The 26,209-nt window shown below is 64.4% G+C and carries 24 protein-coding genes and 1 riboswitch; of the genes, 11 read left to right on the forward strand and 13 right to left on the reverse strand.

Going from position 1 to position 26,209, the window contains the following annotated elements; genetic code table 11:
• Nucleotides 1-7: 7 nt before the first annotated feature.
• The 7 genes from AB0O52_RS03545 to AB0O52_RS03575 form a co-directional block, all read right to left on the reverse strand.
• A complete protein-coding gene (locus AB0O52_RS03545) occupies nucleotides 8-721 on the reverse strand; it encodes a metal-dependent transcriptional regulator (protein ID WP_364533407.1) in 714 nt (237 codons plus the stop codon).
• Between the two features lie 29 nt (nucleotides 722-750).
• Nucleotides 751-1,530, reverse strand: a complete 780-nt coding sequence (locus AB0O52_RS03550; RefSeq protein ID WP_364533410.1) for a class I SAM-dependent methyltransferase — start codon at nucleotides 1,528-1,530, stop codon at nucleotides 751-753.
• 50 nt (nucleotides 1,531-1,580) lie between these two features.
• On the reverse strand, nucleotides 1,581-3,005 hold the full coding sequence (locus AB0O52_RS03555; protein ID WP_364533413.1) for an aminotransferase class V-fold PLP-dependent enzyme: 1,425 nt from the start codon (nucleotides 3,003-3,005) through the stop codon (nucleotides 1,581-1,583).
• 35 nt (nucleotides 3,006-3,040) lie between these two features.
• Nucleotides 3,041-3,153, reverse strand: a riboswitch (SAM riboswitch).
• 172 nt (nucleotides 3,154-3,325) lie between these two features.
• Nucleotides 3,326-4,138 (reverse strand): histidinol-phosphatase, encoded by an 813-nt coding sequence (hisN, locus tag AB0O52_RS03560; RefSeq protein ID WP_364533416.1) that lies wholly within the window; start codon nucleotides 4,136-4,138, stop codon nucleotides 3,326-3,328.
• Nucleotides 4,139-4,216: 78 nt separating this feature from the next.
• Entirely contained in the window at nucleotides 4,217-5,332 is a 1,116-nt protein-coding gene (locus tag AB0O52_RS03565) for a ribosome small subunit-dependent GTPase A (RefSeq protein WP_364533419.1), read from the reverse strand.
• A 2-nt stretch (nucleotides 5,333-5,334) separates the two neighbouring features.
• Nucleotides 5,335-6,744, reverse strand: a complete 1,410-nt coding sequence (gene aroA / locus AB0O52_RS03570) for a 3-phosphoshikimate 1-carboxyvinyltransferase (RefSeq protein ID WP_364533422.1) — start codon at nucleotides 6,742-6,744, stop codon at nucleotides 5,335-5,337.
• Between the two features lie 6 nt (nucleotides 6,745-6,750).
• Complete coding sequence (locus tag AB0O52_RS03575; protein ID WP_364533425.1) at nucleotides 6,751-7,266, reverse strand: DoxX family protein; 516 nt, start codon at nucleotides 7,264-7,266, stop codon at nucleotides 6,751-6,753.
• A 308-nt stretch (nucleotides 7,267-7,574) separates the two neighbouring features.
• On the opposite strand from AB0O52_RS03575, the gene AB0O52_RS03580 reads away from it, so the two are divergent.
• On the forward strand, nucleotides 7,575-8,324 hold the full coding sequence (locus AB0O52_RS03580; RefSeq protein WP_364533428.1) for a sigma-70 family RNA polymerase sigma factor: 750 nt from the start codon (nucleotides 7,575-7,577) through the stop codon (nucleotides 8,322-8,324).
• Entirely contained in the window at nucleotides 8,321-8,578 is a 258-nt protein-coding gene (gene rsrA, locus AB0O52_RS03585) for a mycothiol system anti-sigma-R factor (protein ID WP_364533431.1), read from the forward strand. Before AB0O52_RS03580 ends, rsrA begins: the two co-directional genes overlap by 4 nt.
• A 259-nt stretch (nucleotides 8,579-8,837) precedes the next feature.
• Here rsrA and AB0O52_RS03590 read toward each other — a convergent pair whose 3' ends face one another.
• The 4 genes from AB0O52_RS03590 to AB0O52_RS03605 form a co-directional block, all read right to left on the reverse strand.
• Nucleotides 8,838-9,452, reverse strand: coding sequence for a PadR family transcriptional regulator (locus AB0O52_RS03590; RefSeq protein WP_364533434.1), 615 nt, complete (start codon nucleotides 9,450-9,452; stop codon nucleotides 8,838-8,840).
• Nucleotides 9,452-10,300, reverse strand: a complete 849-nt coding sequence (locus AB0O52_RS03595) for a DUF4097 family beta strand repeat-containing protein (RefSeq protein WP_364533437.1) — start codon at nucleotides 10,298-10,300, stop codon at nucleotides 9,452-9,454. The genes AB0O52_RS03590 and AB0O52_RS03595 overlap by 1 nt, the downstream gene beginning before the upstream one ends.
• Before the next feature lie 118 nt (nucleotides 10,301-10,418).
• Nucleotides 10,419-11,018, reverse strand: a complete 600-nt coding sequence (locus tag AB0O52_RS03600) for a GDSL-type esterase/lipase family protein (protein ID WP_364533440.1) — start codon at nucleotides 11,016-11,018, stop codon at nucleotides 10,419-10,421.
• A gap of 134 nt (nucleotides 11,019-11,152) precedes the next feature.
• Nucleotides 11,153-14,965: a multifunctional oxoglutarate decarboxylase/oxoglutarate dehydrogenase thiamine pyrophosphate-binding subunit/dihydrolipoyllysine-residue succinyltransferase subunit gene (locus tag AB0O52_RS03605; RefSeq protein ID WP_364533443.1), complete on the reverse strand. Its 3,813-nt coding sequence runs from the start codon at nucleotides 14,963-14,965 to the stop codon at nucleotides 11,153-11,155.
• A gap of 542 nt (nucleotides 14,966-15,507) precedes the next feature.
• On the opposite strand from AB0O52_RS03605, the gene AB0O52_RS03610 reads away from it, so the two are divergent.
• The 5 genes from AB0O52_RS03610 to AB0O52_RS03630 all read left to right on the forward strand — a co-directional run bounded on the left by AB0O52_RS03610 (nucleotide 15,508) and on the right by AB0O52_RS03630 (nucleotide 20,992).
• The gene (locus AB0O52_RS03610) at nucleotides 15,508-16,974 is read left to right on the forward strand and encodes a hemolysin family protein (protein ID WP_364533446.1); all 1,467 of its coding nucleotides are present in this window, start codon (nucleotides 15,508-15,510) and stop codon (nucleotides 16,972-16,974) included.
• Nucleotides 16,971-18,041: a hemolysin family protein gene (locus tag AB0O52_RS03615; protein WP_364533449.1), complete on the forward strand. Its 1,071-nt coding sequence runs from the start codon at nucleotides 16,971-16,973 to the stop codon at nucleotides 18,039-18,041. The genes AB0O52_RS03610 and AB0O52_RS03615 overlap by 4 nt, the downstream gene beginning before the upstream one ends.
• 122 nt (nucleotides 18,042-18,163) lie before the next feature.
• Nucleotides 18,164-19,120 (forward strand): zinc ABC transporter substrate-binding protein, encoded by a 957-nt coding sequence (locus AB0O52_RS03620; protein WP_364533452.1) that lies wholly within the window; start codon nucleotides 18,164-18,166, stop codon nucleotides 19,118-19,120.
• A 138-nt stretch (nucleotides 19,121-19,258) separates the two neighbouring features.
• Nucleotides 19,259-20,074: a metal ABC transporter ATP-binding protein gene (locus AB0O52_RS03625; RefSeq protein WP_364533455.1), complete on the forward strand. Its 816-nt coding sequence runs from the start codon at nucleotides 19,259-19,261 to the stop codon at nucleotides 20,072-20,074.
• A complete protein-coding gene (locus AB0O52_RS03630) occupies nucleotides 20,075-20,992 on the forward strand; it encodes a metal ABC transporter permease (RefSeq protein ID WP_364533458.1) in 918 nt (305 codons plus the stop codon).
• Here AB0O52_RS03630 and AB0O52_RS03635 read toward each other — a convergent pair.
• Nucleotides 20,989-21,471 carry a Fur family transcriptional regulator gene (locus AB0O52_RS03635; protein WP_364533461.1) on the reverse strand — a complete coding sequence of 161 codons (483 nt, stop codon included), beginning with the start codon at nucleotides 21,469-21,471 and terminating at the stop codon, nucleotides 20,989-20,991. The two genes, AB0O52_RS03630 and AB0O52_RS03635, sit on opposite strands and share 4 nt — an antisense overlap.
• A 109-nt stretch (nucleotides 21,472-21,580) precedes the next feature.
• Between AB0O52_RS03635 and AB0O52_RS03640 the strand changes: the two genes are divergently transcribed.
• The gene (locus AB0O52_RS03640) at nucleotides 21,581-22,237 is read left to right on the forward strand and encodes an MBL fold metallo-hydrolase (RefSeq protein WP_364533464.1); all 657 of its coding nucleotides are present in this window, start codon (nucleotides 21,581-21,583) and stop codon (nucleotides 22,235-22,237) included.
• Nucleotides 22,238-22,271: 34 nt separating this feature from the next.
• Here the strand turns inward: AB0O52_RS03640 and AB0O52_RS03645 are convergent, their stop codons facing one another.
• Nucleotides 22,272-23,360, reverse strand: coding sequence for a PLP-dependent cysteine synthase family protein (locus AB0O52_RS03645; RefSeq protein ID WP_364533467.1), 1,089 nt, complete (start codon nucleotides 23,358-23,360; stop codon nucleotides 22,272-22,274).
• A 115-nt stretch (nucleotides 23,361-23,475) separates the two neighbouring features.
• Here AB0O52_RS03645 and AB0O52_RS03650 point away from each other — a divergent pair, with 115 nt between their 5' ends.
• The 3 genes from AB0O52_RS03650 to AB0O52_RS03660 all read left to right on the forward strand — a co-directional run bounded on the left by AB0O52_RS03650 (nucleotide 23,476) and on the right by AB0O52_RS03660 (nucleotide 26,014).
• Nucleotides 23,476-24,330, forward strand: a complete 855-nt coding sequence (locus tag AB0O52_RS03650) for a sulfurtransferase (protein WP_364533470.1) — start codon at nucleotides 23,476-23,478, stop codon at nucleotides 24,328-24,330.
• Nucleotides 24,331-24,407: 77 nt separating this feature from the next.
• Nucleotides 24,408-25,589: an NAD(P)-dependent alcohol dehydrogenase gene (locus AB0O52_RS03655; protein WP_364533473.1), complete on the forward strand. Its 1,182-nt coding sequence runs from the start codon at nucleotides 24,408-24,410 to the stop codon at nucleotides 25,587-25,589.
• Nucleotides 25,586-26,014 (forward strand): HIT family protein, encoded by a 429-nt coding sequence (locus tag AB0O52_RS03660; protein ID WP_364533476.1) that lies wholly within the window; start codon nucleotides 25,586-25,588, stop codon nucleotides 26,012-26,014. Before AB0O52_RS03655 ends, AB0O52_RS03660 begins: the two co-directional genes overlap by 4 nt.
• Nucleotides 26,015-26,209 lie beyond the last annotated feature (195 nt).

Genomic DNA, 26,209 nt, shown 5'->3' on the forward strand with positions numbered 1-26,209 from the left:
GTTTTCGTCAGCGCTCCGCGAGGACGCAGCCTTCGTGGATGGTGTCCGTGGCTACCCAGAGCGCCGAGGTGACCTCATCGGCGAGATCGTAGTCGCGGCTGCCCGGACCTTTTCCGATCCGGACCACCAGCGCACCGCCGAACGGTTTGCGGCCGATCACCTGAACGCTGGCATCAAGGTCGATTTCCTCGGCGGACAGGTAGCGCAGCAGCTCCGGGTTTTCGTCGCTGATCCGGGTGATCTTCCCGGAGTGGCCGTCGTCGAGCTCGATCATGCGGTGCGCATGCGGCAGGCTCACCGAACCGTCCGCGGCCGGGATGGGGTCACCATGCGGATCGCGTACGGGGTTGCCCAGCTTGGCGGCCATGCGGTCGATGAAAGTGTCCGAGACCGCGTGCTCGAGCATCTCCGCCTCGTCATGGACTTCGTCCCAGCTGTAGCCGAACTCCCTCACGAGGTAGGTCTCGATCAGGCGGTGCCGGCGGACCATGCCCAGGGCAAGCTGCATTCCCCTGGAGGTCAAGGTAATCGCACTGTAGGGCTGGTGGTCCACCAGGCCTTGGTCCTTGAGCTTGCGGACCATCTCCGAGACGGAGGAATTGGCGACACCGAGCCGCTGCGCGAGCTGCGAAGACGTGATGGGTTTGTCCTGCCACTCCGTGAAGGAGTAGATGACCTTGACGTAGTCCTCGATCGAGGAGGAGGGCGCACTGGTCTTCACGGTTCCAAGCCTATCGTGAACCGGTCCATTCAGACTTTTCGCGCCCGCCAGCTCTGCGTGAGATAGGGCAGGGGGATGACCTCGCCCTGGGCATGCCCCAGATGTTCGAAGAGGTACCACTGAAGATTGCCCATGACCTTGGCCCGGGTGGCGTTATTCGCCCTCAGATAGTAGCTGCGGGACTTCACGAGTTCGAGGATGTCGGCCGGAGTCACAGGATCCTCCCAACGCGTCAGGTGACTTTCGAGGTCGGCGAACTCCGGGCCCACCACAGGCCGGAAATCCGGTTTGTGGACGTCGCCGGCATGCATGATGCGGGACAAGCGATGGACCCAGGGCACTGAAGTGTCCAATTGGTTCCAGATCAAGCCGATAACGCCGTGGGGCCGAAGGATCCGGGCGATTTCGGTGCTGGCGGCGAGGGGATCGCACCAGTGCCAGGCTTGGGCAACGCTGACGACGTCGAATGCTGAGTCCGCCAGTCCAGTTGCCTCGGCCGTGCCCTCCAAGGCGATTACTTGGGGGTAGGTTTTGCGCAGCTGAGTGAGCATGTCCGTGGAAGGGTCCACTGCGGACACCGTGAGCCCACGCTCGACGAGGAGCGAGGTGAACTTTCCGGTGCCGGCGCCGATGTCTGCCGCGTCCCGTGCGCCTTCAGGCAGTAGCCAGTCAGCCGAATCCGCGGGGTAGCCGGGCCGGACGCGGTCATAGTGTTCACCGCCGTCCTGGAAACTCCGGCCGAGTTCAAGGCGCCGTTCCTCATAGAGTTTCGGGCCGGCTGACGTGCCTTTGGGGGGTCGCGGGGCCACGCAGGAACTCCTTCGCAGGACAGGAAAAATACCCTACGAATCTACCGCAATCAGTCGGTGCTGCAGGGAGCGGCGCCGGCGGTCCCGGGAGTGTTGGGAGCCCATTCCGGGTAGCTTCGGTGATCGTTCGCCGGCACCCACCGGCCGGCATCCACAACGTAGTCCCAGCCGAGGCCATTGCTCTTGAGCGCCTGGATGCCCGCGATGAGCCGGGTGGCGTCTTCCAGGCGCGACCCCACGCCGAAACTGGCGCGCAGGGATCCGGAGGGAAGGCCGAGGCGCTTGAGCAGCGGGTGGGCGCAAAAGCGTCCGTCGCGCAGGCCAATGCCGTGCTCGGCCGCAAGGTAGGCAGCGACGAGTCCGGCGTCGTAGCCCTGGAGCGAGAAGTTCACGACGCCGATGGTGTCCAGGGGATCGGTGTCGCTGAAGATCTGGTGCACGGTCACGCCGTCGATTTCCTTGAGGCCCTCGACCAGATGCGATCGGATGGCGGCCTCGTGGGCGTGCCATTCATCGTGGTCGAGGCTTGCAATGACCTGCGTGGCGCGGGCGAGGGTTGCCGCGCCGAGGACGTTCGGTGAGCCTCCTTCGTGCCTCGCCGGTCCCGTGGCCCAGCTGACGGAATCGAGGCGTGCCTCGCGGACGGCACCTCCTCCTGCCAGGTGCGGCGTTCCGGCGTCGAGCCAGTCGGGTCGGCCCACCAGGACGCCGGCGCCGAAGGGTGCATAAAGCTTGTGCCCCGAGAAGACCAAGTAGTCAACATCCGCGGCGGCGATGTCGATCCGACGATGCGGGGCGAGTTGCGCCGCGTCCACCACGATCCGCGCCCCGAATTCGTGCGCCAGGGCAGCGAGTTCCTTGATGGGCAGGATCTCGCCGGTCACGTTCGACGCGCCGGTGACTGCCAGGAGGCTGACGCCACCGTGGGAGAGTGCCGTGCGGACGTTGGCCACCGTCTCGGACAACGTTCCCGCGGCCACGATGCTGCGGTGGGGGACGCCCTGCCACGGCAGGAGATTGGCATGGTGCTCGATGTCCAGGTAGAGGACTTCGCCAGTGTGCCGACCGTCCTCAACCGGCAAGCACCCGGCCAGCAGATTGAGGGAATCGGTGGTGTTGCGGGTGAAAATGACCGAATCGTCCGGCCGCCCGCCAACGAACTCACGGACGATGTTGCGGGCGTTTTCGTAGACCGAGGTGCTGATCTGGGAGGCATAGCCTGCGCCGCGGTGGACGCTCGCGTAGTACGGCAAGATCTCGTTGAGGTACGCGGAAACCACGGTCAGGGCAGGCGCAGACGCGCCGTAGTCGAGGTTGGCGTAGCGGATGTGGCCGCCCTGGATCAAGGGTGCCTGCAACTCGGCGCCGGTGACCGCGGCCAGCGGGCGGGCTGCCCGGGGCTGGGATTCAGGGCGCTGCGGTGCAGATTCGTTGTTCAGCGAAAGAGCCGGGGAAGTAAATGTGGCTGTGCTCATGGGACCTCACTCAAGAGGGACCCCTGCGTGCAGGGGGTCCGCGCTTGCCGCATCCGTTCCGGACCGGCCGGGTCGTCACCCGGGGCACCCCGCCGCGATGGAGGGTTGCCGGCCAGCAAACCGGGGTTTCGCGCTGGCACTCGTGACCTGTAAAGAGCGTAGGACACCGGCAACGCTGGTTCCAATGTGACCGGCGATTGTTAAGCGGATTGTTACACGGCCGGAAAATGTGCCTTTCGCCGAAGAAAAAGCAGCGGACGCCCCCAAAGAGGGGCGTCCGCCGTCGTTTATTCGGTCGTCTATTCAGTGAAGGGAACGGATTAGAGGAGGTCGTCGAGTTCGGGGTTGAGCCTCTTGAGGACCTCGGAGTGCAGGATCGAGTTCGTTGCGACGGCGTTTCCGCCGAAGGGACCATCTGCGCCGTCCAAGGACGTGAAGCGTCCCCCGGCCTCGGTCACGATCGGCACCAAGGCGGCCATGTCGTAGACCTGGAGTTCCGGCTCTGCGGCGATGTCCACGGCGCCCTCGGCCACCAGGCAGTAGGACCAGAAATCCCCGTACGCGCGGCTGCGCCAGACATCGTTCTCGAGGCCCAGGAAGTTGTCCAGCGAACCATGCTGCTTCCACTCGGACAGCTCGGAGTAGGAAAGCGACGCATCTTCAAGCCGCGACACGTTGGAAACCTTCAGCCGGGTGGCTGCGGCCAGCGATCGGCCCATGTACGCGCCCGAGCCCTTTGCTGCCCACCAGCGCTTGCCGAGCGCCGGAGCGCTCACGAGCCCGACTACTACCTCGCCCTCGTCCACGAGGGCGATGAGCGTGGCCCAGACGGGTACGCCACGAACGAAGTTCTTGGTCCCGTCGATCGGATCGATGATCCAACGCCTCGAGCCGTGGCCCGTGCTGCCGAATTCTTCCCCAAGGACGGCGTCGCGGGGGCGGGAACGGGAGAGCTGCCCGCGGATTGCTTCCTCGGCGGCTTTGTCGGCATCGGTGACGGGGCTCAGGTCGGGTTTGGTCTCGACCTTGAGGTCCAGTGCCTTGAACCGCTCCATTGTCAGGGAATCGACGGAGTCGGCCAGGACATGTGCCAGCCGCAGGTCGTCGTTGTAGCTCGAATCGGGTTGGGTCATGGTTCCAAACTACCGTCTATTCACGGGTGAGCCGGGGAGGTAGGACGCCAAAGCGCGCGCTGTTAGTCGAGCGTGCTCTTAGTTGACAGTGCCCAGTTCCTTCGCCTCTTGGGCTTCCATGCGCGGGTCCGCGCCGAGAAGCCGGCGCAACGACGCCAAGCGGGCCGGGCCTGCCTCGCCGGCGTGGCCGTCGGCGACCCAGGAATCCAGTCCGCATCGAACCGCGGAGGCATCGTGCTTGCAGCCTCGCTCGCACATTTCCGTTCCGGGTTCCAGATCCGGGAAGGCGTGCAGGATGCGGTCGGGGTCCACGTGGGCGAGGCCGAAGGAGCGGATGCCGGGCGTATCGATGATCCAACTGCCGGCGGGGGCGTCACTGAGTTTCAGGGCGAGGGCAGAGGACGAGGTGTGGCGTCCGCGCCCTGTCACGGCGTTGACCCCGCCCGTGGCGCGTTCGGCGCCGGTCAGGGCATTCACCATGGTGGACTTCCCGACGCCGGAATGGCCCAGGAGTACGGTTACCTTCCCGTCGAGATAGTCCCGCAATTGGCCGACGGCGTCGCCATCGAGGCGGGCGGACAGGCCGTCGTCCGAACGGGCGTCGATGCCGGAGGCCCCTGCGTCGGCCGTGCGGCTGATGATGATGGGGAAACCGAGGCTCACATAGTTGGCGAGCAATTCGGTCGGATCCTTGACGTCGGCTTTGGTGACGAGCAGCAACGGCTCGATTCCGGCGTCGTACGCTGCCACCAACGCGCGGTCGATGAATCCGGTGCGCGGCTCCGGATTGGCGGCCGCGACCACCACCACGAGCTGGTCGGCGTTGGCGACGACGGCCCGTTCGATCGGGTCCGTGTCATCGGCACTTCGCCGCAGGAGGGTCTTGCGCTCCTGGACGCGCACGAGGCGGGCGAGGGTGTCCGGGGCTCCCGACACATCGCCGACGAGGGCCACGAAGTCTCCGGGAACCACGGGGGAGCGCCGGAGTTCGCGGGCGCGGGCCGCGATGACGATGCGCTCGTTGTCCGAGCTTTCGCCCACTATCGCGGTGTAGCGGCCGCGGTCGACTGTGATGATGCGCCCGATCACGGCGTCGTCGTGGCTGGGGCGGTCCTTCGTGCGGGGGCGTGTGCCCTTCTTGTTGGGGCGGATCCGGACATCGGATTCATCCCAGGAGCTTGCGTCGCGAGCCATCGTCAGTTGCTTGTCTCCATAGAACCGGTTGCTGGAGTGCCGGTGTCCGTGGCCGTTTGGCCCGCGCTGAGCATCGATGCCCAGATTTGCGGAAATTCGGGCATGGTCTTGGACGTCGTCGCGATGTCTTCAACCTGGACACCCTCGACGGCGAGCCCCAGGATGGCGCCCGCGGTGGCCATGCGGTGGTCGGCGTAGCTGTGCACGACGCCGGCGTGCAGCGCTGCGGGCCGGATCACCAGGCCGTCGCTGGTTTCTTCGGCGTCGCCGCCAAGCAGGTTGATTTCGGCGACGAGCGCGGCCAGCCTGTCCGTTTCGTGTCCCCGCAAATGCGCGATGCCGGTGAGCCGGGAAGGGCCGGAAGCCAGGGCGCACAATGCCGCCACCGTAGGGGCGAGTTCGCTGGTTTCGTCGAAGTCCGCGCCCAGGATCTCCGGGCCGCCCGTGACTGTCAGCGTGCCCTTGTCCAGTGTGACAGTGGCACCCATGGTGGCGAGGATGTCCCGCCAGAGGTCCCCGACTTGCGTAGTGTTGGCAGGCCAGTTGGGGATCCGGATGGTTCCTTTCGTGGCAAGCGCCGCGGCGAGGAACGGGCCGGCGTTGGAGAGATCCTGCTCGATCCTCTCGTCAAACGCCTGGATGGTGCCCGGGGCAACGCGCCAGTGGTTCGGCACGGAGTCGTCCACCTGCACCCCGACGCCGCGCAGGACCGAGACGGTCATGTTGATGTGGTCCAGGCTGGGCACGGGCTTGCCGACATGCTCCAGGTGAAGGCCCTTTTCGAAGCGTGCACCGACCAGCAGCAAGGCCGAGACAAACTGCGACGAAGCGCTCGCATCGATCACCAAATGGCCACCGCGGACAAAGCCCGTGCCGGAAACCTTGAACGGCAGGGAGCTCGCAGTGTGCCCGTCCACGGCGCTGACTTCCACTCCGAGCGTGCGGAGGGCTTCGATGATGGTGCCCATGGGACGTTTGCGGGCGTGCGGATCGCCGTCGAACACGGAAGCGCCGTTGCGGAGGGCCGCGAGCGGCGGCACGAAGCGCATGACCGTGCCAGCCAGGCCGCAGTCGATGGCGGTCTCCGAGGCGGCAGCCACAGGGTCGATGGGGGTGACTTCAAGATCCGGGCCGTACTGTCCATCGCCGGGAACCTCGGTAATGGTGGCGCCAAGCCGGCGCAGGGCCTCGACCATCAGGGCGGAATCCCGCGAATGCAAGGGTGCCCGCAGCCTGCTTGGGCCGTTGGCCAATGCCGCCAGGACCAGATAACGGTTGGTCAGGGACTTCGAACCAGGAACCGTAACCGTGGCATCCACAGGGTGGCTGGCGAAGGGGGCCGGCCACAGGGGGAGTGCGGAGGCTGTGGTGCTCCCGGAATCGTCGGTCTGCGTGGCGGGGGTTCCTGGCATGCTTCCTTATGCTCCAACTGCGTTGTCTACGGCCTTGCGGACGGCCCGGTCTGTTTTCTTGAGCTGCTTGCCCGTGGCTTTCTTCGCGTCCATGGCAAGGTGTTCGGCACGCCATGCCAGGCTCGGTTTGCCTGCGGTGTCGACGGCGGCAAGAAAAACGCCACCCGTCAGCGAAATGTTCTTGAGCAACTGGGCGCGGCGGGCGAGGCGGCCTTCCTTCGTGCTGATGTCGGCTGAACGCCACTCAACAAACGTATTCAGGACCGAGATGCCGGCAAGCAGGCTTGCCGAGAACCGGGAGCATTTGCCGAGGGCCAGCAAGGCGCCGGCGCCCACTTGCGCGCCGCCGATAACCCGCGCCAGCATCTTCTCGTCGGCCGGGAAGGGCAGTGACTCGGAGGCGCGGCGGAGCAGCGGAGAGAGCTGCTTGGCAGTGTCATCCGCGTTCTTGAGCTTGTCCAGCCCTGCGACGACAAAACTGGAAGCCAACATTGGCCTGGCGAGAAAACGGACGAGGGACATGTTTTGCCTCCTGGATGGCGTGCCACGGTGTTCAGGTGGTGCTGTGTTCAAGTGGTGCGGTGTTCACGGGTGCAGTCGGATCTAGTCTTGCATCTTTGCGGAATATTTGCCCGGAGCTTGCCGTTGTCAAAAGAAGGTGCGGTGGGGGCTGGACCTTCAGTTGTGGCGCGTGCGTTGTGCCGCGCTTAGTCATGTCGTCGTTGAGTGGAGATGGTTTTTTGGCCTTGGTTAAGGACCGAGAGGGACACTTGGCGCTTGGGCGGGAGCTGCCAAGGGACTCCCGGAGCGTGACAGTAGACTTGGATGCAATGAGCACCATGGATCCGGCCGCAGCGGCCATGTACAAAGCAGCGACGGAAGTCACGGACGCAACGTCCGGCGGCGACGAAGCTGTTGAGGCCGACGTCGAGATTGCAGTGGACTTCGCAAGCGAGACGCCCGAGCAACGGAGGGCGCGCTTCGAACGCGACGCCATGCAGTATGTCGATCAGCTCTATTCGGCTGCCATGCGCATGGCCAGGAATCCGTCCGATGCCGAGGACCTGGTCCAGGAGGCGTACACCAAGGCCTTCTCCGCCTTCCACCAGTACAAGCCGGGAACCAACCTCAAGGCGTGGCTGTACCGCATCCTGACGAACACCTACATCAACCTCTACCGGAAGCGGCAGCGGGAACCGTTGCAGTCGAATTCGGACAGCATCGAAGACTGGCAGTTGGCGCGGGCGGAATCCCATACGTCGGCCGGGCTGCGCTCTGCGGAGGCGGAGGCACTGGATCATTTGCCGGACTCGGACGTGAAGAGCGCCCTGCAGTCCATTCCGGAGGAATTCCGGCTCGCGGTGTACTTCGCTGACGTCGAAGGCTTCGCATACAAGGAAATATCAGACATCATGAATACCCCGATCGGGACGGTCATGTCCCGGCTTCATCGCGGCAGGAAAATGTTGCGCGATCTGCTGGCGGACTATGCCGCAGAACGGGGAATCAGCGCCGGCGCGGAAGAAAAGGCCTTGGCCGTGGGCGCGGCCACAAGCAAAAAACAGGAGAAAAGGAAATGAGCTGCCAAGGATTGGGCGACTGCGACGATGCTCGGATGCAGCGTATCTACGAGTACCTCGATGGTGCGTTGACCCGCGAAGACATCGCAGAGATCAAAGTGCATCTGGAGAACTGCCCGGAGTGCACGGAGCAATACGACCTTGAGTGCGTCATCCGCACCGTGGTCAAACGCTCCTGTACGGAAGCGGCTCCTGAGAATCTCAAGAACTCGATCCTGGACAGGATTCACGCTATGAAGCCCGTGGACGTCTAAGAGCCTGGAACGGCAAGGGCCCCGGAAACCTGATGGTTTCCGGGGCCCTCCGCATTAAGTCTTACGCTAAGCCGCTGGCTTAGGTGTTGGGACGCTTGCCGTGGTTTGCGCCGCCGCGCTTACGGTCACGACGCTTACGTGCACGCTTGCTCATAGCTGGCCTCCTTAGATTCTTGATACTCAATAAAGCTGCCCTCCAGTCTCCCACATCACGGGGCTGCCCCGCGAACCGTGCCGGCTGCCCCGCTGGGACCCGCACTCAGCCCCGCAGTGAATTCCGGATGGAGATCCTGGCCTGGTCCAGCACGGTGCGCACGGTTTCAAGGGCGATCGGGGTCAGGGCCTTGGAGCCGGCGTGCTGTCGCAGTTCCACGCGGATGTCGTCGCGGAAGGATTGGACCATCATCTCGGCTTCCTTCAGGATGCGGTGTCCCTCCGGCGAATAGCTTCCAGCCCACGACTGGAACTCCGCGGACTTCGCATTGGCCCGCGCGGCTTCGGCGCTTGCGGCCAGGTCTGCGCGCAGGCCGCGCATGTTGCTGCGGATGTCGTCGCGGAGATTGTCGGCCAAGCGCCGCACCGAGGCGGAGATGTTGTCCTCGACGTCGGCCAGTTCCTGCCGCCGGCTGTTGAGCTCCGCCAGCCCCGCCGCGGTGATGGAGTAGTTGGTGCGGCGCCCGTCGCTGCTGGTGGCGACCAGCCCTTCTTCCTCGAGTTTGCCAAGGCGCGGGTAGATGGTTCCGGCACTGGGGGAGTACGTTCCGCCGAAGCGTTCGCCGAGGGCCTTGATGAGCTCGTACCCGTGCTTGGGGCCCGATTCCAGGAGTGCCAGCAGATAGAGCCTGAGGGCTCCATGGGCAAAGACGGGCGGCATTAGACTTCCTCTTCTCCTGGGACTGAGTGGGTTGTTCCGGGTGTCGGCGCACTGCCATGGATGATGGAGGTCTTTCCGGACACGGAATTGGTACGCGCCACCATGAGCCGCTCGTCGGGGCCGACTATGGTCTGGACCCTGCCGCCCGACTGGGCGTAGAGCTGGTCATCGATCATGACGGTGCCACTGGCCGTCTTCGCGACGATGTCCACGCCAACGTCGTGCGGCAGGCGGATGGTGAGATCGCCGGAAACGGAATTGGCTCCGAAATCCTGGGTGTAGCCGTGAAGGTCGAAGCTGAGGTCGCCGCTGACAGTATTGGCCCGGATATTCTTGAAGCGGCCCGAAGCCGTGACTTCGCCCGAGACGCTCTTGGCGGTCATGACGCCGTCGTGGTTGCGGGCGATGACTTCGCCGCTGACGGTGTTGACGTGAAGCTCGCCGCGTGTGCCATCCGCGAGAACCGACCCGGACACCGTATTGAGGCGGATATGACCGGTGACGCCCGACACCATGCCGTCACCGCCCACGGTTCCTGCTTCGACGTCGACGCCGGCAGGCAGCGCAATGCTGATGACGATCGTGTTGGTGCTGGTGTTGTTGACGGTCCCCATAAGGTTGCGGAACCAGCCCTGCGGGCCGTGCAACTGATGGCGGACTTCGAGCCGGCCATCAACGAGGCTGACGCTCAGTGGATCGCCGGCGATTTCCGAGACTTCGATCCTGGTGATTGCTTCGTCGTGCGTGACAACGTCGAAGCGGCCCTTGACGATCCCCAGCTTGAGTGAGCGGACGCCGTCGACGTCGATGGTCTGCGGGCCGGTAACGGTCCAGTTTTCTTCTGACATGACCCCTCCATTGCTGCGTTACACCTATTGCGATATATCGCGTTTGTGTACTCACGATATATCGCGACAATGACGTTGGCAATGGGTTCAGCACGCCGGACGGGCGTCTCCTGCCGGGCTATTCCGGCTGGGCGATCCTCAGCCACTGGAACCAGCCGCGATGCAACACGAGCCAGGCCATGAGCCCGTAACCCGCCTGGCCGGGGGTGCCGCCATTTGCGGAGAGGTCCGTGCGCCATTGTTCGTGGTTGAGCAACGGGGAGAACGTATCGACGTACTGGTGGTTGCGGCGGGTGGTGACATCCGCAAATGCGGCGTTCAGTTCGGCGATCCGGCGGTTCTTGGCCGGGTCCAAGGTGGGTGGCGGTCCGACGACAAACACTTCGATGTTGCTTTGCGACGCCCCGTCAAGGATATTGGCAAGATTAAGGCGGCTACGCGCTGTGGAGACACCGAATTCGATGTCGCGGCCCGACAAGCCGATCACCAGGCGGTTTTCGTGGACGTTGCTGAAACGTCTCCCGGCTTCGTCGAGCCAGCGCGCTGCAAGGCCTTCAGTGCCCTCCATAGGGCAGGGAAGAGAGTAGCTCTCCACAAGAACGGAGTCCTGGGGAGTCCGCGCAAGAACCCTTCCGAGCCAGCCCAAGGCCCTGGGGTCACCGAGCCCGGCGAGTAGTTCATCACCAACAGCTGCGATGCGCAGCTTCCTGTCTTCCACGGTTACCTCTTCACCAAACGTTGCGGTCCTTGCACTGTGCCCGGCCGGGCGGCTGGATCACCGGACACTTGTCCCATTAAACAGAACTGCCCGGCTGGAAGCGGGTATTGACCTCCAGCCGGGCAGCCGCCGTCTTACTTGCGTTCGAATGCCTGCTTGAGCAACGTGGCCTGCTCGGCGCTGTGGCGCTTCATGGAACCGGCTGCCGTGGAGGCCGATGCCGGACGCGAAACGAGCCGGACCTTGCGGTCCAGTGCCTGCGGCAGGTTCAAGCCGATGAACGGCCACGGACCCTGGTTCGCGGGTTCGTCCTGGGCCCAGACGATGTCGGCGTTCGGGTACTTGGCCAGTTCCGCCTCGATCTGGGCCTGGGGCAGCGGGTACAACTGCTCCAGACGGATGATTGCCGTTGAGGTGTCCCCGGTCTTCTGGCGGTTGGACAGGAGATCGTAGTAGAGGCGCCCGGAAACCAGGATCACACGGTCAACGCTCTGGGCCTCGAGTGGCTCGTGTTCGCCGATAACCGGCTTGAAGCCGCCCGTGGTGAAGTCCTCCACCGCAGAAGCCGCACCCTTGAGGCGCAAAAGCTGCTTCGGGGTGAAGATGATGAGCGGCTTGCGCGGACGGCTGTAGGCCTGCCGGCGGAGCAAGTGGAAGTGCGAGGCAGCCGTGGTGGGATTCGCCACGATCATGTTGTCCTCGGCACAAAGCTGCAGGAAGCGCTCGATGCGTGCGGACGAGTGGTCCGGTCCCTGGCCTTCGTAGCCGTGAGGCAGCATGAGCACGAGGGAGGAACGCTGGCCCCACTTCTGCTCGGCCGAGGAGATGAATTCGTCGATGATGGTCTGCGCACCGTTGACGAAGTCACCGAACTGGGCTTCCCACAACACCAAGGCGTCCGGGCGTTCCACGGAGTAGCCGTACTCGAAGCCCATGGCCGCGTATTCGGACAACAAGGAATCGTAGATCCACAGCTTGGCCTGCCCGTCGCTCAGGTTGCCCAGCGGCATCCATTCGCTGCCGTTCGCGCGGTCGTGGAAGACCGCGTGACGCTGCACGAACGTGCCACGACGGGAGTCCTGGCCGGCGAGGCGGACCGGTACGCCCTCCATTACAAGCGAACCAAAGGCCGCGATCTCGCCGAATCCCCAGTCGATGCCGCCTTCACGGGACATCTGCTCGCGCTTCTCGAGGAGCTGCTTGAGCTTGGAGTGGACCGTGAAGCCTTCCGGAACATCGAGGTGCGCCTGGCCGATCCTCTGCAGCATTTCGGCTGAAATGGCGGTGGTGGCAGGTGCGTTGGTGCCGAAGTCCGCCTGCTGGGCAATGGGACGCTCGATGTCCGACACCGCAGCGGAATCCGCCGTGATGATCGGGATGGGCGAGGTCTGTGCGGCGTGGGTCTCCGCGAAGACGCGCTCGAGGCGTTCCTGGTAGTCGCGCAGCAACTGCTCGGCTTCGTCCTCGGTGATGTCGCCACGGCCGATGAGGGATTCCGTGTAGAGCTTGCGGACGGAGCGCTTGGCCTCGATGAGGTTGTACATGAGCGGCTGCGTCATCGAGGGATCGTCGCCCTCGTTGTGTCCGCGGCGGCGGTAGCACACCATGTCCACAATGACGTCCTTGTGGAAGCGCTGGCGGAACTCGTAGGCCAACTGCGCGATGCGCACCACGGCCTCGGGGTCGTCACCGTTCACATGGAAGATCGGGGCCTGGATCATCTTGGCCACGTCGGTGGAGTACGTCGAGGAGCGCGACGACGACGGTGCGGTGGTGAAGCCGACCTGGTTGTTCACGATGATGTGAATGGTTCCACCGGTACGGTAACCACGCAGCTGGGACAGGTTGAGCGTTTCCGCCACGACGCCCTGGCCGGCAAAGGCGGCGTCGCCGTGGACCATGATGGGCAACACGGGGAATGCCTCGCCCTGGTCCAGCCGGTCCTGCTTGGCCCGGACAATCCCTTCAAGCACGGAGTCAACCGCTTCAAGGTGGGACGGGTTGGCGGCGAGGTAGACCTTGGTCTCATTGCCGTTGTCCGAAGTGAACGTGCCCTCAGTGCCGAGGTGGTACTTGACGTCGCCCGAGCCCTGCACGGAGCGGGGGTCCTGGGTGCCTTCGAACTCGCGGAACACCTGGGCGTACGTCTTGCCCGCGATGTTGGTGAGCACGTTGAGGCGGCCGCGGTGTGCCATGCCGATCGCGACCTCGTCGAGTCCGTCGTCGGCGGCGTCGGAAATAATGGTGTCCAGCAGCGGAATCAGGGATTCCCCGCCTTCGAGGGAGAAGCGCTTCTGGCCCACGAACTTGGTCTGCAGGAACGTTTCGAAGGCCTCTGCTGCGTTGAGCTTGGAAACGATGCGCAGCTGCTCTTCACGGCTCGGCTTGGAGTACGGGTGCTCCACCTGGTCCTGGAACCACTTGCGTTCTTCAGGCTCCTGGATGTGCATGTATTCAATGCCCGTGGTGCGGCAGTAGGCGTCGCGGAGGACGCCCAGGATGTCGCGGAACTTGAGCATCGGCTTGCCGCCGAAGCCGCCGGTGGGCCACTCGCGGTCCAGGTCCCACAAGGTGAGGCCGTACGTCAGCACGTCGAGGTCCGGGTGCTTGCGCTGGACGTATTCGAGGGGGTTCGTGTCTGCCATGAGGTGGCCGCGGACCCGGTAGGAGTGGATCAGCTGCTGGATGCGGGCAACCTTGTTGATCTCGTCAGCGGGGTCGACCTGGAGGTCGGGGCTCCAACGGACGGGCTCGTAGGGAATGCGGAGCGCTTCGAAGATCTCGTCGTAGAAGTTCTGGGCACCGAGGAGGAGTTGGTGGACGAGCTTGAGGAACTCGCCGCTTCCGGCGCCTTGGATAACGCGATGGTCATAGGTGGAGGTCAGCGTGAGGATCTTGCTGATGGCGTTCTGGGCGATGATCTTCTCGCTGGCGCCTTGCCACTCGGCCGGGTAGTCGAGGGCTCCGACGCCGATGATGGCGGCCTGGCCCTTGGAGAGCCGGGGCACGGAGTGCACGGTGCCGATGCCACCTGGGTTTGTCAGGGATACGGTGGTGCCCGCGTGGTCGTCCGCTGTGAGCTTGCCGTTGCGCGCGCGCTTGATGAGGTCTTCGTAGGTGTGCCAGAACTCCGCGAAGTTCATGGTCTCGGCCTTCTTGATGTTGGGAACCATCAGGAGGCGCGTGCCATCGGGCTTGGGCATGTCAATGGCGATGCCGAAGTTCACGTGCGCGGGCTGCACGGCGACGGGCTTGCCGTCTACTTCGTCGTAGTACACGTTCATCGAGGGGAACTGGGACAGGGCGCGGACCACTGCGTAGCCGATGAGGTGGGTGAAGGAGACCTTGCCGCCACGGGCACGGGCAAGGTTGGAATTGATGACAACGCGGTTGTCGATCAGGAGCTTGGCTGGAACGGCCCTGACGCTTGTGGCGGTAGGAACCTCAAGGCTCATGACCATGTTGGACGCAATGGCCTTGGCCGGACCCCGGAGGACGGAGACGACGTCCTCTTCCGGAGGAGTGGGAGCCTTGGTGCTCTTGGGAAGCTGTGCGGGGATCGGCTGGGACTGGCTGCCATCGGAGGGCTTCTGGGCGCCGTCCTTGGCGACAGTGGCCGGAGCCTTCTTGACCGGCGCTGCGGGAGCGGCCGGAACAGGTGCGGGAGGTGCAGGTGCGGCTGCCGGAGCAACTACGGGGGCAACCGGCGTCATTGCCGGTGCTGCAGCCTGTGCCACGACAGGAATTTCGCGAGTGGGAGGGTTTGCAGGGGCTGCGGACGTTCCGTTGGAAGAAGTGCCGTCAGCGGTGTCGAAGGACTCGAAAAGCGGCCACCACTTGGCGTCGACCGAATTCTTGTCCTGCTGGTACCGCTCGTACAGTTCGTCAACGAGCCACTCGTTTCCGCCAAATTCCTCGGGTAGACGGTGGCTTGGCTGCTCTGGCACTTGAAATACGCCTCTTCCATGAGTGTTGATTTCCAGCTGGCCCGGGGAACTGCAGGGGGTGCAAAGGCGAGCCAGGGTCTGGGTCCCGCGAACTCAGACCCTAGCCAGTCTAGTGACGAGCGGCGGCTATCTGCCAATAGTGGTGACCTAAATCATGCCAATCGCGATATGCCTCGGCTTCCGCGCCCCGAGGGGCCGGTCTTTCCCGGGATTTTCCTGCCGTTTGATTCGTCGCAGGCCTTGAGGCCGGCCCGTGAAGTCCCGTGATGCCGCCCCGCAGCCGGACTGTACACTTGAATCCTTATGGACAGTAATTCTAGGTGCCGGCCTGGGAGCTGCGGGGGAAGCCGTTCGGCTGTCTCCGCGCGACGCGCCCGCCGAGCCGGCAATGCCCGTACACATGCCCATCGCACCCCGCAGCTTCAGGTTGGCCGGTCGGCGGATCCTTCATCCGCTGCGTCCGACCAACCCCCGCCGGGTCAATCAGCCTTTAGCCGCCCTGGCGCCCATTTCCAGCCGTTCGCACCGTCCGGCGGCCTTTAATGGAGTGGTTTTTCCTTCTCGCCGGCGTACTCCTGGTTCTGGGTACTGGATTTTTTGTCGCGGTCGAGTTCTCGCTCGTCGCACTCGACCAGTCAACAGTCCAAAGGGCGGTCGACGGTGGCGACCACGCTGCCGCGGCGTTGCTCAAATGCCTGAAATCCCTTTCCACCCAGCTCTCAAGCTGCCAATTGGGGATCACGCTCACCACCTTGCTGACCGGCTTCGTGATGGAGCCGTCCGTCGGCTCTCTCCTGCACGGACCGCTGCTCTGGGCCGGCTTGCCGGAAGCTGCCGCGCAGTCCTTGTCACTCATCCTTGCCATGACGTTCGCCACCGGCTTGTCGATGCTGATCGGCGAACTCGTCCCGAAGAACATGGCGCTGGCGTTGGCATTTCCGCTGGGCCGGGCGTTGGCCCGGTCTCAACTGATGTTCACGGCCGTGTTCAAGCCCGCAATCGTTGTACTCAACGGCTTCTCGAACAAGGTGCTGAACCTTGTGGGGCTCGAGGCCAAGGAAGAGATCTCGGGGGCCCGCTCGCCTTCTGAACTGGCCTCCCTCGTTCGCCGTTCGGCAGAGCTGGGAACCCTCGACGCCGGGACGGCCAACTTTGTTGCCCGCACCCTGAACTTTTCAGCGCGCACGGCGGCCGACGTCATGACCCCGCGCATCCGCATGGAAACGATCGACGCCGATCAGCCGGTGTCGGACATCATCGAGGCGGCCCGGCGGACCGGATATTCGCGTTTTCCGGTCATCGGCGAATCGGCCGATGACATCCGCGGCGTCGTGCATATCAAGAAAGCCGTGTCCGTCCCGTCGGAACGCAGGAGACGGCTCGAGGCCGGAGCCATTATGTCCGAGGTCCTGAGGGTTCCCGAGACCATCCACCTTGACGCCCTGCTGTTGGAACTGCGCGAGGGCAACCTGCAACTCGCCGTCGTGCTTGACGAGTACGGCGGAACCGCAGGCATCGCGACCCTTGAGGACCTCGTGGAGGAAATCGTCGGCGAAGTGGCGGATGAGCACGACAAGGTCCGGCCCGGATTGCTGCAGAGCGCCTCGGGGGACTGGTATTTCCCCGGACTGTTGCGTCCGGATGAGGTCAGCGAACAAATCCCGGGACTGAAGGTTCCCGACGACCCCGCCTACGAAACCGTGGGTGGTTACGTTATGAGCCAGCTTGGACGGATCGCGACGGTCGGCGACGTCGTCGAGACCGATGGTGGCACCCTGGCGGTCACCCGAATGGACGGCCGCCGGATCGACCGCATTTGCTTCCGCCCTGCGGCGCCCGACACCCCCGATGACGACGACGAGGATAAAGGCACCGCGGAAAACGATGCGGGCGGATGGCAAAGCACGAAGCAGGCCCGAAAGAGGTTGAGTAAGGGCTCCGGCGGTTCGGCAAGCAACGCCGTTGGCAACCCCGTAGCCAAAACCAGCCGCAACGGAGGTGCCGCATGAGCGACTGGGTAGGAATCCTGTGGCTCGTGGTGCTGCTGATCGGCAACGCCTTCTTTGTGGGCGCCGAGTTTGCCGTGATGTCTGCGCGCCGCAGCCAGATTGAGCCTTTGGCTCAACGCGGTTCCAAGCGCGCGCAGACCACCCTGTATGCGATGGAGCACGTCTCGCTGATGCTGGCGTGTGCCCAGCTTGGCATCACCGTGTGTTCCTTGCTGATTCTCCTCGTGGCCGAGCCTGCCATCCACCATTTGCTGGGAGCGCCGCTGGAGTCCGTGGGCGTCCCGGTTGAATTGGCAGACATCATCGCTTTTGCGGTTGCCTTGCTGGCGGTCACTTTCCTGCATGTGACATTTGGCGAGATGGTTCCCAAGAACATCTCCGTTTCGGTCGCAGACAAGGCGGCCTTGCTGTTGGCGCCGCCGCTGGTCCACGTTGCGCGATTCGTGAAGCCGGTTATCTGGACCCTGAACTGGCTGGCCAACCGCATCCTTCGCCTTATGAAGATCGAGCCCAAGGATGAGGTGACCTCTTCGTTCACGCTCGAAGAAGTGCAGTCCATCGTGCAGGAATCGACCCGCCACGGGCTCGTGGACGACGACGCCGGCCTGTTGAGCGGCGCATTGGAGTTTTCCGAGCATACTGCGGCGCACATCATGGTGCCGCTCGACAAGCTTGTGATGCTCAAGCCAGGGTCCACGCCGCGCGAACTGGAGAAAGCGGTGAGCCGAACTGGTTTCTCCCGTTTCCCCGTGTTGGACGACGACGGCGAGTTGACGGGTTATCTGCACATCAAGGATGTGCTTTCCATCCCCGAAGAAGGACGCCGCTATCCGATCGCGGAAAGCCGGATCCGGTCCCTCGTGAACCTCGCACCCGAGGACGAGATTGAAGACGCGATGGCCGTCATGCAGCGTACCGGCTCGCACCTCGGCCGGGTTGTCGGGACAGGCGGTGCGACCCTCGGCGTGTTGTTCCTGGAGGACGTCATCGAGCAGCTCGTCGGCGAGATCCGTGACGCCACCCAGGCCAGGGGAATCCGGCGGCTGGGCGGACCGCAGTCAGCGTAAGCTCCTGCCGGCCCAAGGGCCGGCAGGAGCTATCCGGAATCCTAAATAGGAATCATTACCATTTGTGGGTACACTCATTTGAGTCCCCTGTTGTGCTTGATTCGGTAGATCCGAGGTTTCCCGTGCGTCGTACCGCCGCCCGTCCTTCCCTTGCCGCAGTCCCTTCCGCGTGCGCGGCAGTTGCCTTCCTGCTTGCCGCCTGCGGGGCACCCGCGGCGACGGCACCGTCGTCGTCCTCCGGAGTGGTCGACGTTGTCGCCTCCACGAGCGTGTACGGCGACATCGCCAAGTCGGTCGGCGGCGACAAGGTGTCCGTCACGTCCATCATCAGCAAGACCAGCCAGGATCCGCACTCCTACGAGGCAAACACCCAGGACAAGCTGGCCGTCTCCAAGGCCCAACTGGTGATCGACAATGGCGCCGGCTACGATGACTTCTTCAGCAAGCTGGCCGAGGACAGCAAGGTGCCTGGGGACAAGACCATCACCGCCGTCAACGTTTCGGGGCTCCTTCCCGCGGCGACAACCAGCGCATCTCCCGCAGGGGTGCCGGAAGGGTTCAACGAGCACATCTGGTACAACTTCGACGCCATGGCGAAAGTGGCCGATGCCGTCGCCGCGAAGCTCGGAAGCCTGAACCCGGCCGATGCCAAGACCTTTACTGCCAACGCGGACAAGTTCAAGTCCTCGCTGGCCGGACTCAGCACAAAAGTCGCTGACATCAAATCCTCCAAGGGATCCGCTCCGGTGGCCATCACGGAGCCCGTCCCGGGCTACTTGCTTGAAGCTGCAGGCTTGGAGAACAAGACGCCCGAGGAATTCAGCCACGCCATTGAGGTCGGCTCCGACGTCCCGCCGGCAGCTGTCAAGGAAACGGGCGATCTGATTACCTCGAAGTCCGTACGCTTCCTGGCGTACAACGAGCAGACCGCCAGCGCCGAGACGGAAAAGCTGAAGGCCGAGGCGAGCGCTGCCGGCGTTCCGGTGGTCGGCTTCACCGAGACCCTTCCCGAGGGCAAGGACTACGTCGCCTGGATGACGGACAATGTAGGCAACGTCGCTGCTGCCCTGAACAAGTAAGCGGCGCCGGCATCAAGGAACAGATGGGCCCCGCAATCGTCCTAAGATGTACAGGGCGGCTGCGGGGCCCTCTCTGTTCATCCAAGAGCAGGCCACCAGCAGCACAGCTTCGCGAACCCCATGGATCGAGGAAACTTTTTGACACCGGTAGTGAGCCTTCGCGGCGCGGGCCTCCAGTTTGGCCAACGGGCCCTCTGGAAGGACCTCGACGTGGACATCCGGGCGGGTGAGTTCTTCGCTGTGCTCGGCCCCAACGGCAGCGGCAAGACCAGCTTCCTCAAAGTCCTCCTCGGTTTGCAGCAGCTTCACTCGGGGACGGTGACTGTGGCCGGACGCGCGGTGGAACGTGGCAGCCGGAAGATCGGCTACATACCGCAGCAGAAGTCCTTTGCTCCGGATACGCCATTGCGTGCCCGCGACTTGGTCGGCCTCGGCGTCGACGGCCACCGCTGGGGCCTGCGGATCAAGGCCAGGGCCGTCAATGAGCGCGTCGACGCCCTTCTTGATTTAGTGGGGGCGGGTGACTACGCCCGCGTGCCGCTTGGTCAATTGTCCGGCGGTGAGCAACAGCGTCTCCGTGTTGCGCAAGCCCTTGCCGCGGACCCTGAGCTCCTGCTTTGTGACGAACCGCTGCTGTCCCTGGACCTGCACCACCAGCAGGCCGTGAGTTCCCTCATCAACCAGCAGTGCCACGAGCGGAACAGCGCCGTGGTGTTCGTGACCCACGAGATCAATCCGGTCCTGGACTACGTAGACCGCGTCCTCTACCTTGCCGGCGGCAGGTTCCGGGTGGGAACACCCGAGGAGGTCATGACCACCAAGGTCTTGTCCGAGCTGTACAACAGCCGCGTTGAGGTCATCCGCGCAAACGGCAGGATCGTGGTCGTCGGCCTTCCGGACGCGACGACCCACTACCACGATGACGCCCACGCCGGTGTGGAGGAAGGTCACTAAATGGATCTCGGCAGCATCCTGCACACCATCTTCAACTTTGAAAACTACGGCGAACTGCTGGCGCTCGTCCAGAATTCCATCTGGGCCGGTGTAGTCCTCGGCCTGCTCGGTGGTCTCATAGGCACCTTTGTCATGAAGCGGGACCTCGCCTTCGCGGTGCACGGCATTTCGGAGTTGTCCTTCGCCGGTGCCTCCTTCGCCCTGCTCATCGGGGCGGACATCATTTTCGGTTCACTCGCGGGATCCGTCGCGGCTGCGCTGCTTCTGGGATTCATGGGCGTCCGGGCTCGGGACAAGAATTCGATCATTGGCGTCATCATGCCGTTCGGGCTGGGCCTCGGCATCTTGTTCCTGGCCCTCTACCAAGGCCGGGCGGCCAACAAGTTCGGGCTACTGACCGGCCAGATCGTTTCGGTGGACACTGTCCAGCTCCAGGTCCTGGCTGGCACGGCAGTGGTGGTCATGCTCGCACTAGCCGGAATCTGGCGCCCGCTCAGCTTCGCCAGCGTGGACCCCGAGATGGCGGAAGCCAGGGGAGTGCCTGTCCGTGGCTTGGCGATCGCGTTCATGGTGCTGCTCGGCGTCAGCGTTGCCTTGTCCATCCAGATAGTCGGCGCGCTTCTGGTGCTGGCCTTGCTGATCACGCCCGCGGCGGCCGCCCTGCGTGTGACTACTTCGCCGCGGATCGTGGTCTTGTTGAGCGTGCTCTTTGCGATTACTGCCACCGTGGGTGGCATCCTCCTGGCGCTCGGCAGCAGGATTCCCATCAGCCCTTATGTCACCACGTTGTCGTTCCTGATCTATGTGGTGTGCCGGATCATCGGCAACGTGCGCGCCAAACGCGGAATCAACGGCAGGATTGTCCGTCCCGACGTTGCCGTGGGCCAGGCCGTGGAAGACCAGCCGGTAGCCGGCTAAAGCAGGCCGGCTGCCTTCTTGGCAGTGCACTCAGGGCAGAGCCCGAAAATCTCCACGGTGTGCGCCACTTCGGTGTAGCCGTTTTCGCGAGCCACCCGGGCTGCCCACGTCTCGACCGCCGGAGCTTCCACTTCGACGGCCTTGCCGCAATTGCGGCACAGCAAATGGTGGTGGTGGCCCGTGACCGCACAGCGTCGGTAGACGGCTTCGCCATCGGCATTCCTCAGCACATCGACGAGGCCGTCGTCGGCAAGCGACTGCAAAATGCGGTACGCCGTGGCCAGCGACACGGAGACGCCCTGGTTCTGGAGCAGCCGGTACAGTTCCTGGGTGCTCACGAAATCGTCAAGTTCGTCCAGGGCGGCGCTGACGGCCAGGCGTTGCTTCGTGACCCGCTGTTCCTTGACGGCAGGATCCTTCGCATCCGGAAGCGACCCGGCTACGGGACCGGACGTAGCGGCGTTGGCGCCGTGTGACATTCGTGGACTCATTTCGATATGGATGTTCGCAAATACCAAGGTTACCAGCCGGCCACGCCCGGACGCCGATTCGTGGACACCGTCCAAGCCCCGCCCCTAGGCTGGCTGCATGAAGCTCACCAAGTACACCCATGCTTGTGTCCGCCTGCAAAAGGAGAGCCAGGTCCTCGTGATCGACCCCGGGACTTATTCCGAGTCCGAGGAAGCCCTCGCAGGCGCCCACGCGGTGCTCATCACCCACGAGCACCCGGACCATGTGGACGCGGACGCCGTCGTCGGAGCCCTCAAGCGAAACCCCGGACTCCAGGTGCACGCACCCTCGGCGGTCGCTTCCCAGCTGTCGGCCAAGGCCGGCGACGACGGCGACCGGGTACACGCCGTCGAGCCCGGCACGTCCTTTGAGGCCGGGGGCTTCGCGATACGTTCTTTCGGAGGGCAGCATGCCCTCATCCACCCGCAGATTCCGGTAGTGGCCAACATCGGCTACCTCGTGGACGAAAACGTCTTCCACCCGGGGGACTCGTTCGTTGTCCCGGATGGCATTGCCGTGGAAACCCTGCTGGTACCCATTCACGCGCCGTGGTCAAAGGTGGGCGAGGTGGTTGACTTCGTGATCGCGGTCCGCGCACCCAAGGCCTACCCGGTCCACGATGGGCTGCTCAACGAACTAGGACGCGGATTGGTGGAAGGCCACGTGACCCGGATCGGCGCGAAGTACGGTACCAGCTATGCGAGGTTGTCGCCTCGGGAATCGGTGGAGGTCTAACTCAGTCCGCAGCGATGTCAACATGCCGCGGTGCCTACACGCTGTGCGGCCACGTGCCTGTCTCGAAGAAGTCGGCCAGTACGGCCTCGTACGGGGCAGGATCCAGGCCGCGCTCGGCGATCCAGTCCGGGTTGTAGTAGCTCCCGGCGTAGCGATCGCCGGCGTCGCACATGAGGGAGACGATGCTGCCGCGCTTTCCCTCGGCCACCATGCCGGCAATCAATTGGCAAACACCCCACAGGTTGGTTCCCGTGGAGGGCCCGGCGTGCAGTCCGGCCAGCCGGCGGAGGTGCCGCATGGCGGCCACCGAGGCGGCATCGGGAACCTGGATCATGGTGTCGATGACCGCCGGGACAAAGCTGGGCTCCATGCGCGGCCGTCCGATGCCTTCGATCCTGGACGGCATGCCCGTGGAGTAGTCCGGGACGCCGTCGCGCCAGCCGGGATAGAACGCGGAGTTTTCCGGATCGACCACAGCCAGCCGGGTTGGGTGGCAGTGGTACCGCAGGTAGCGGCCGATCGTGGCGCTGGTTCCGCCCGTGCCGGCGCCCACTACGATCCACTCGGGCACGGGGTGCTCTTCGAGGGCGAGCTGCTCGAAGATCGATTCCGCGATGTTGTTGTTGCCCCGCCAGTCGGTGGCGCGCTCGGCAAAAGTGAATTGGTCCATATAGTAACCGCCGGACGTCCGGGCAACCTCCTCCGCCATCGCATAGACCTCCGAGGCATGGTCGACGAGGAGGCAGGCGCCGCCGAACTCTTCGATGAGGGCGATCTTTTCCGGACTCGTGGTCCGGGCCATCACGGCAATGAACGGAAGCCCGATCAGCCTGGCGAAGTAGGCCTCGGACACCGCGGTGCTCCCGCTGGAAGCCTCCACGATGGTGGTCCCTTCCGTGATCCATCCGTTGACCAGGCCGTAAAGGAAGAGCGAGCGGGCGAGGCGGTGCTTGAGGCTGCCCGAACGGTGTGTGGACTCGTCCTTGAGATAGAGCTGGACACCCCAGTGTGCGGGGAGCGGCACGGCGTAGAGGTGCGTGTCCGCCGAGCGGTTGTTCTCGGCTTCGATGCGGCGGATTGCCTCGCTGGCCCATGCCCGGTCCTGGTTGCGTAGAGTGCTCACCGATCCAGCCTACCGGCGCCGGCTGCCGCCCAAGGCTAGGCTGGTAGCCGGTTGGCAACTGCACGGCGGCAGCGTCGACGTCGTTTGGTAGAGACGGGAAAACGAAGGAGATTTGATGGCCACGATCATGAACGTCACCGCACTCAAGGACCGCATGGATGCGGGCAAGCGGACCGTCTTGCTCGACGTTCGGTGGGCGTTGGGCGATCCGCACGGCCATTCGCATTTCCGCCAGGCCCACATTCCGGGCGCAGTCTATGTGGACTTGCATCACGAACTCGCTGATCCCGCGGCCGAGGGCCAGGGCAGGCACCCTTTGCCGTCCACCGCAGCGCTGCAGCGGAGCGCCCGGGCCTGGGGCATCAACGACGGCGACACCGTGGTTGCATACGACGACAGCGGCAGCACGGCGGCGGCGCGGTTGTGGTGGCTGCTCCGGGACGCCGGTTTCCCTTCCGTCTTCCTGCTCGACGGCGGATTGGGTGCCTGGCGCGCGGCTGGCCACCCCCTGGCGCAGGACGAGCAGCGACCGGTTCCGGGCGACGTCGTGCTTGGACACGGCCACATGGATGCCATCGCCATGCACGAGGCAGCCGACTGGCACCACCACGGAATCCTTCTCGATGCCCGGGCCGGGGAGCGCTACCGCGGCGAAATCGAACCCATTGATCCCCGCGCCGGGCACATTCCGGGCGCGCTGAGCGCCCCCACAGCCGGAAACCTCGGACCGGACGGCACGTTCCTCCGCGCGGCCCAGCTCCGCGACAGATTTGCTGCGTTGGGAATCGACGAGGGCAGCAAGGTGGCGGTCTATTGCGGCTCCGGGGTGACGGCAGCGCACGAGATCGCCGCCCTCGAAATCGCAGGATTCAAAGCAGCCCTCTTCCCGGGCTCCTTTTCGCAGTGGTCCTCCCTCGACTCCAACCGGGTGGTCACCGGAGCAGCGCCCCAAGGTACTCCGGGCCAGTGAGCCTCGGACGCGGCGAAGCCGGCGGGCGTGGCAGCGCGGAGTGGCAAAGAATCAGCCCGCAGGGGTAGCGTCGAGGCATGACTCCCGGACGCCCCGTTCCTCCACCCCTTGGCAAGCCGCTCGTCGTGAGTGACGAGACAGCGGACCCCGCCCCGTCGGCACCCTCGGCCGCGCAGGGCTCGCCGACGCTCGCGGCTGCGTACGGCGCCACTTCTGCTGTCAGCGGCCTTGTCCCGCTGACCGTGGCCCGCCGCGTCCCCAAGGAAGACGACGTCGAAATCGAGATCGACTTCTGCGGCCTCTGCCACTCCGATGTCCACGCGACACGGGGCGAATGGGGGGTGCAGAGCTATCCTTTGATCCCCGGCCACGAAATCGTGGGCCGGGTCCGCAGCGTGGGCTCCGCCGTCGACGACTTCGCGCCGGGAGACCTGGTGGGCGTCGGCTGCCTGGTGGATTCCTGCCGCGAGTGCGGCAGCTGCCTCGAAGGCCTGGAGCAGTATTGCGAACGCGGAAACGTGGGCACCTATGGGGTCAGGGATGCCCGGAACGGCGGCTCCGTCACCCAGGGCGGTTACTCGACCTCGGTGGTGGTTGACCGCCGCTTCGTGCTGCGCGTGCCCGAGGCCCTTGACCCGGCAGCGGCGGCGCCGTTGTTGTGCGCAGGCATCACCACCTACTCGCCGCTGCGCTATTTCGACGTCGAGGAGGGGGACGTGGTGGGCGTCATCGGACTCGGCGGACTGGGCCACATGGCGGTCAAGATTGCGAAGGCCATGGGGGCGCACGTCGTGGTCTTCACCACCTCGGAGGCCAAGTTCGAGGCGGCAATAGAACTTGGCGCCGACGACGTGATCCTCTCGAAGGATCCCGAAGCCATGGAAGGCGCCAACCGCTCCATCGACGTCATTATCGACACCGTAGCGGCGCCGCACGACCTCAACCCGTATTTCCGCACCCTGCGGGTGAACGGTGCCCTCTTCCAATTGGGGCTCCCTCCTGCCGACATGCCGCCGGTCAGTCCGGGCGCGCTGATCCGGCGCCGGCTCTCCTACGCAGGTTCGTTGATCGGCGGCATTGCCGAGACCCAGGAAATGCTGGACTTCTGTGCCGAGCACGGCATAGTCAGCGATGTCGAAGTCGTCACTGCGCGGCAACTCAATGAAGCGTACGACCGCATGGTTGCCGGCGACGTCAAATACCGTTTCGTCCTCGATACCAAGACCCTTCAGCCCGCTTCGGAAAAGGCAGACGTATGAGCACCCTGTTTACCAAGATCATCAATGGCGAGATTCCCGGACGTTTTGTCTGGAAGGACGACGACGTAGTGGCCTTCCTGACCATCGCCCCGCTCACCGACGGGCACACGCTCGTGGTGCCGCGCCAGGAGGTGGACCGCTGGACCGACGCCGCCCCGGAGCTCCTCAACAAGGTCATGGCCGTTGCGCAATCAATCGGACAGGCCCAGGTTGAGGCGTTCGGCGCACCCCGGGCAGGCCTGTCCGTTGTCGGCTTCGAAGTGGAGCACTTCCACGTGCATGTGTTCCCGGCAACGTCCCTGGCCGATTTCGACTTCGGGTCCGTGGAACACAACCCGGACCCTGCCCGGCTTGACGCCAATGCGGCCAAGCTCCGGGCCGGCCTTGTCGCTGCCGGGCACGGAGAGTTCGTTCCGGCGGACTGAGGCCCGACGCCGCAGAACGCCGGCGGATGCTTGCTGAATGGATGCGGCCCGGTACCGGGGCGACGCTCGCTCACCTTTGTGGCCCTTTTCCCAAACGCTCGCTCACCTTTGTGGGAAAGCCCGAAACCTTTCCGCACTACATGTGCAGGAAGGTTTCGGTTTAGATCCCTTCATTAGTGCATGAGGGTCGACAGA

This window comes from Arthrobacter sp. NPDC080073, from assembly GCF_040686575.1.
Lineage (GTDB): Bacteria > Actinomycetota > Actinomycetes > Actinomycetales > Micrococcaceae > Arthrobacter.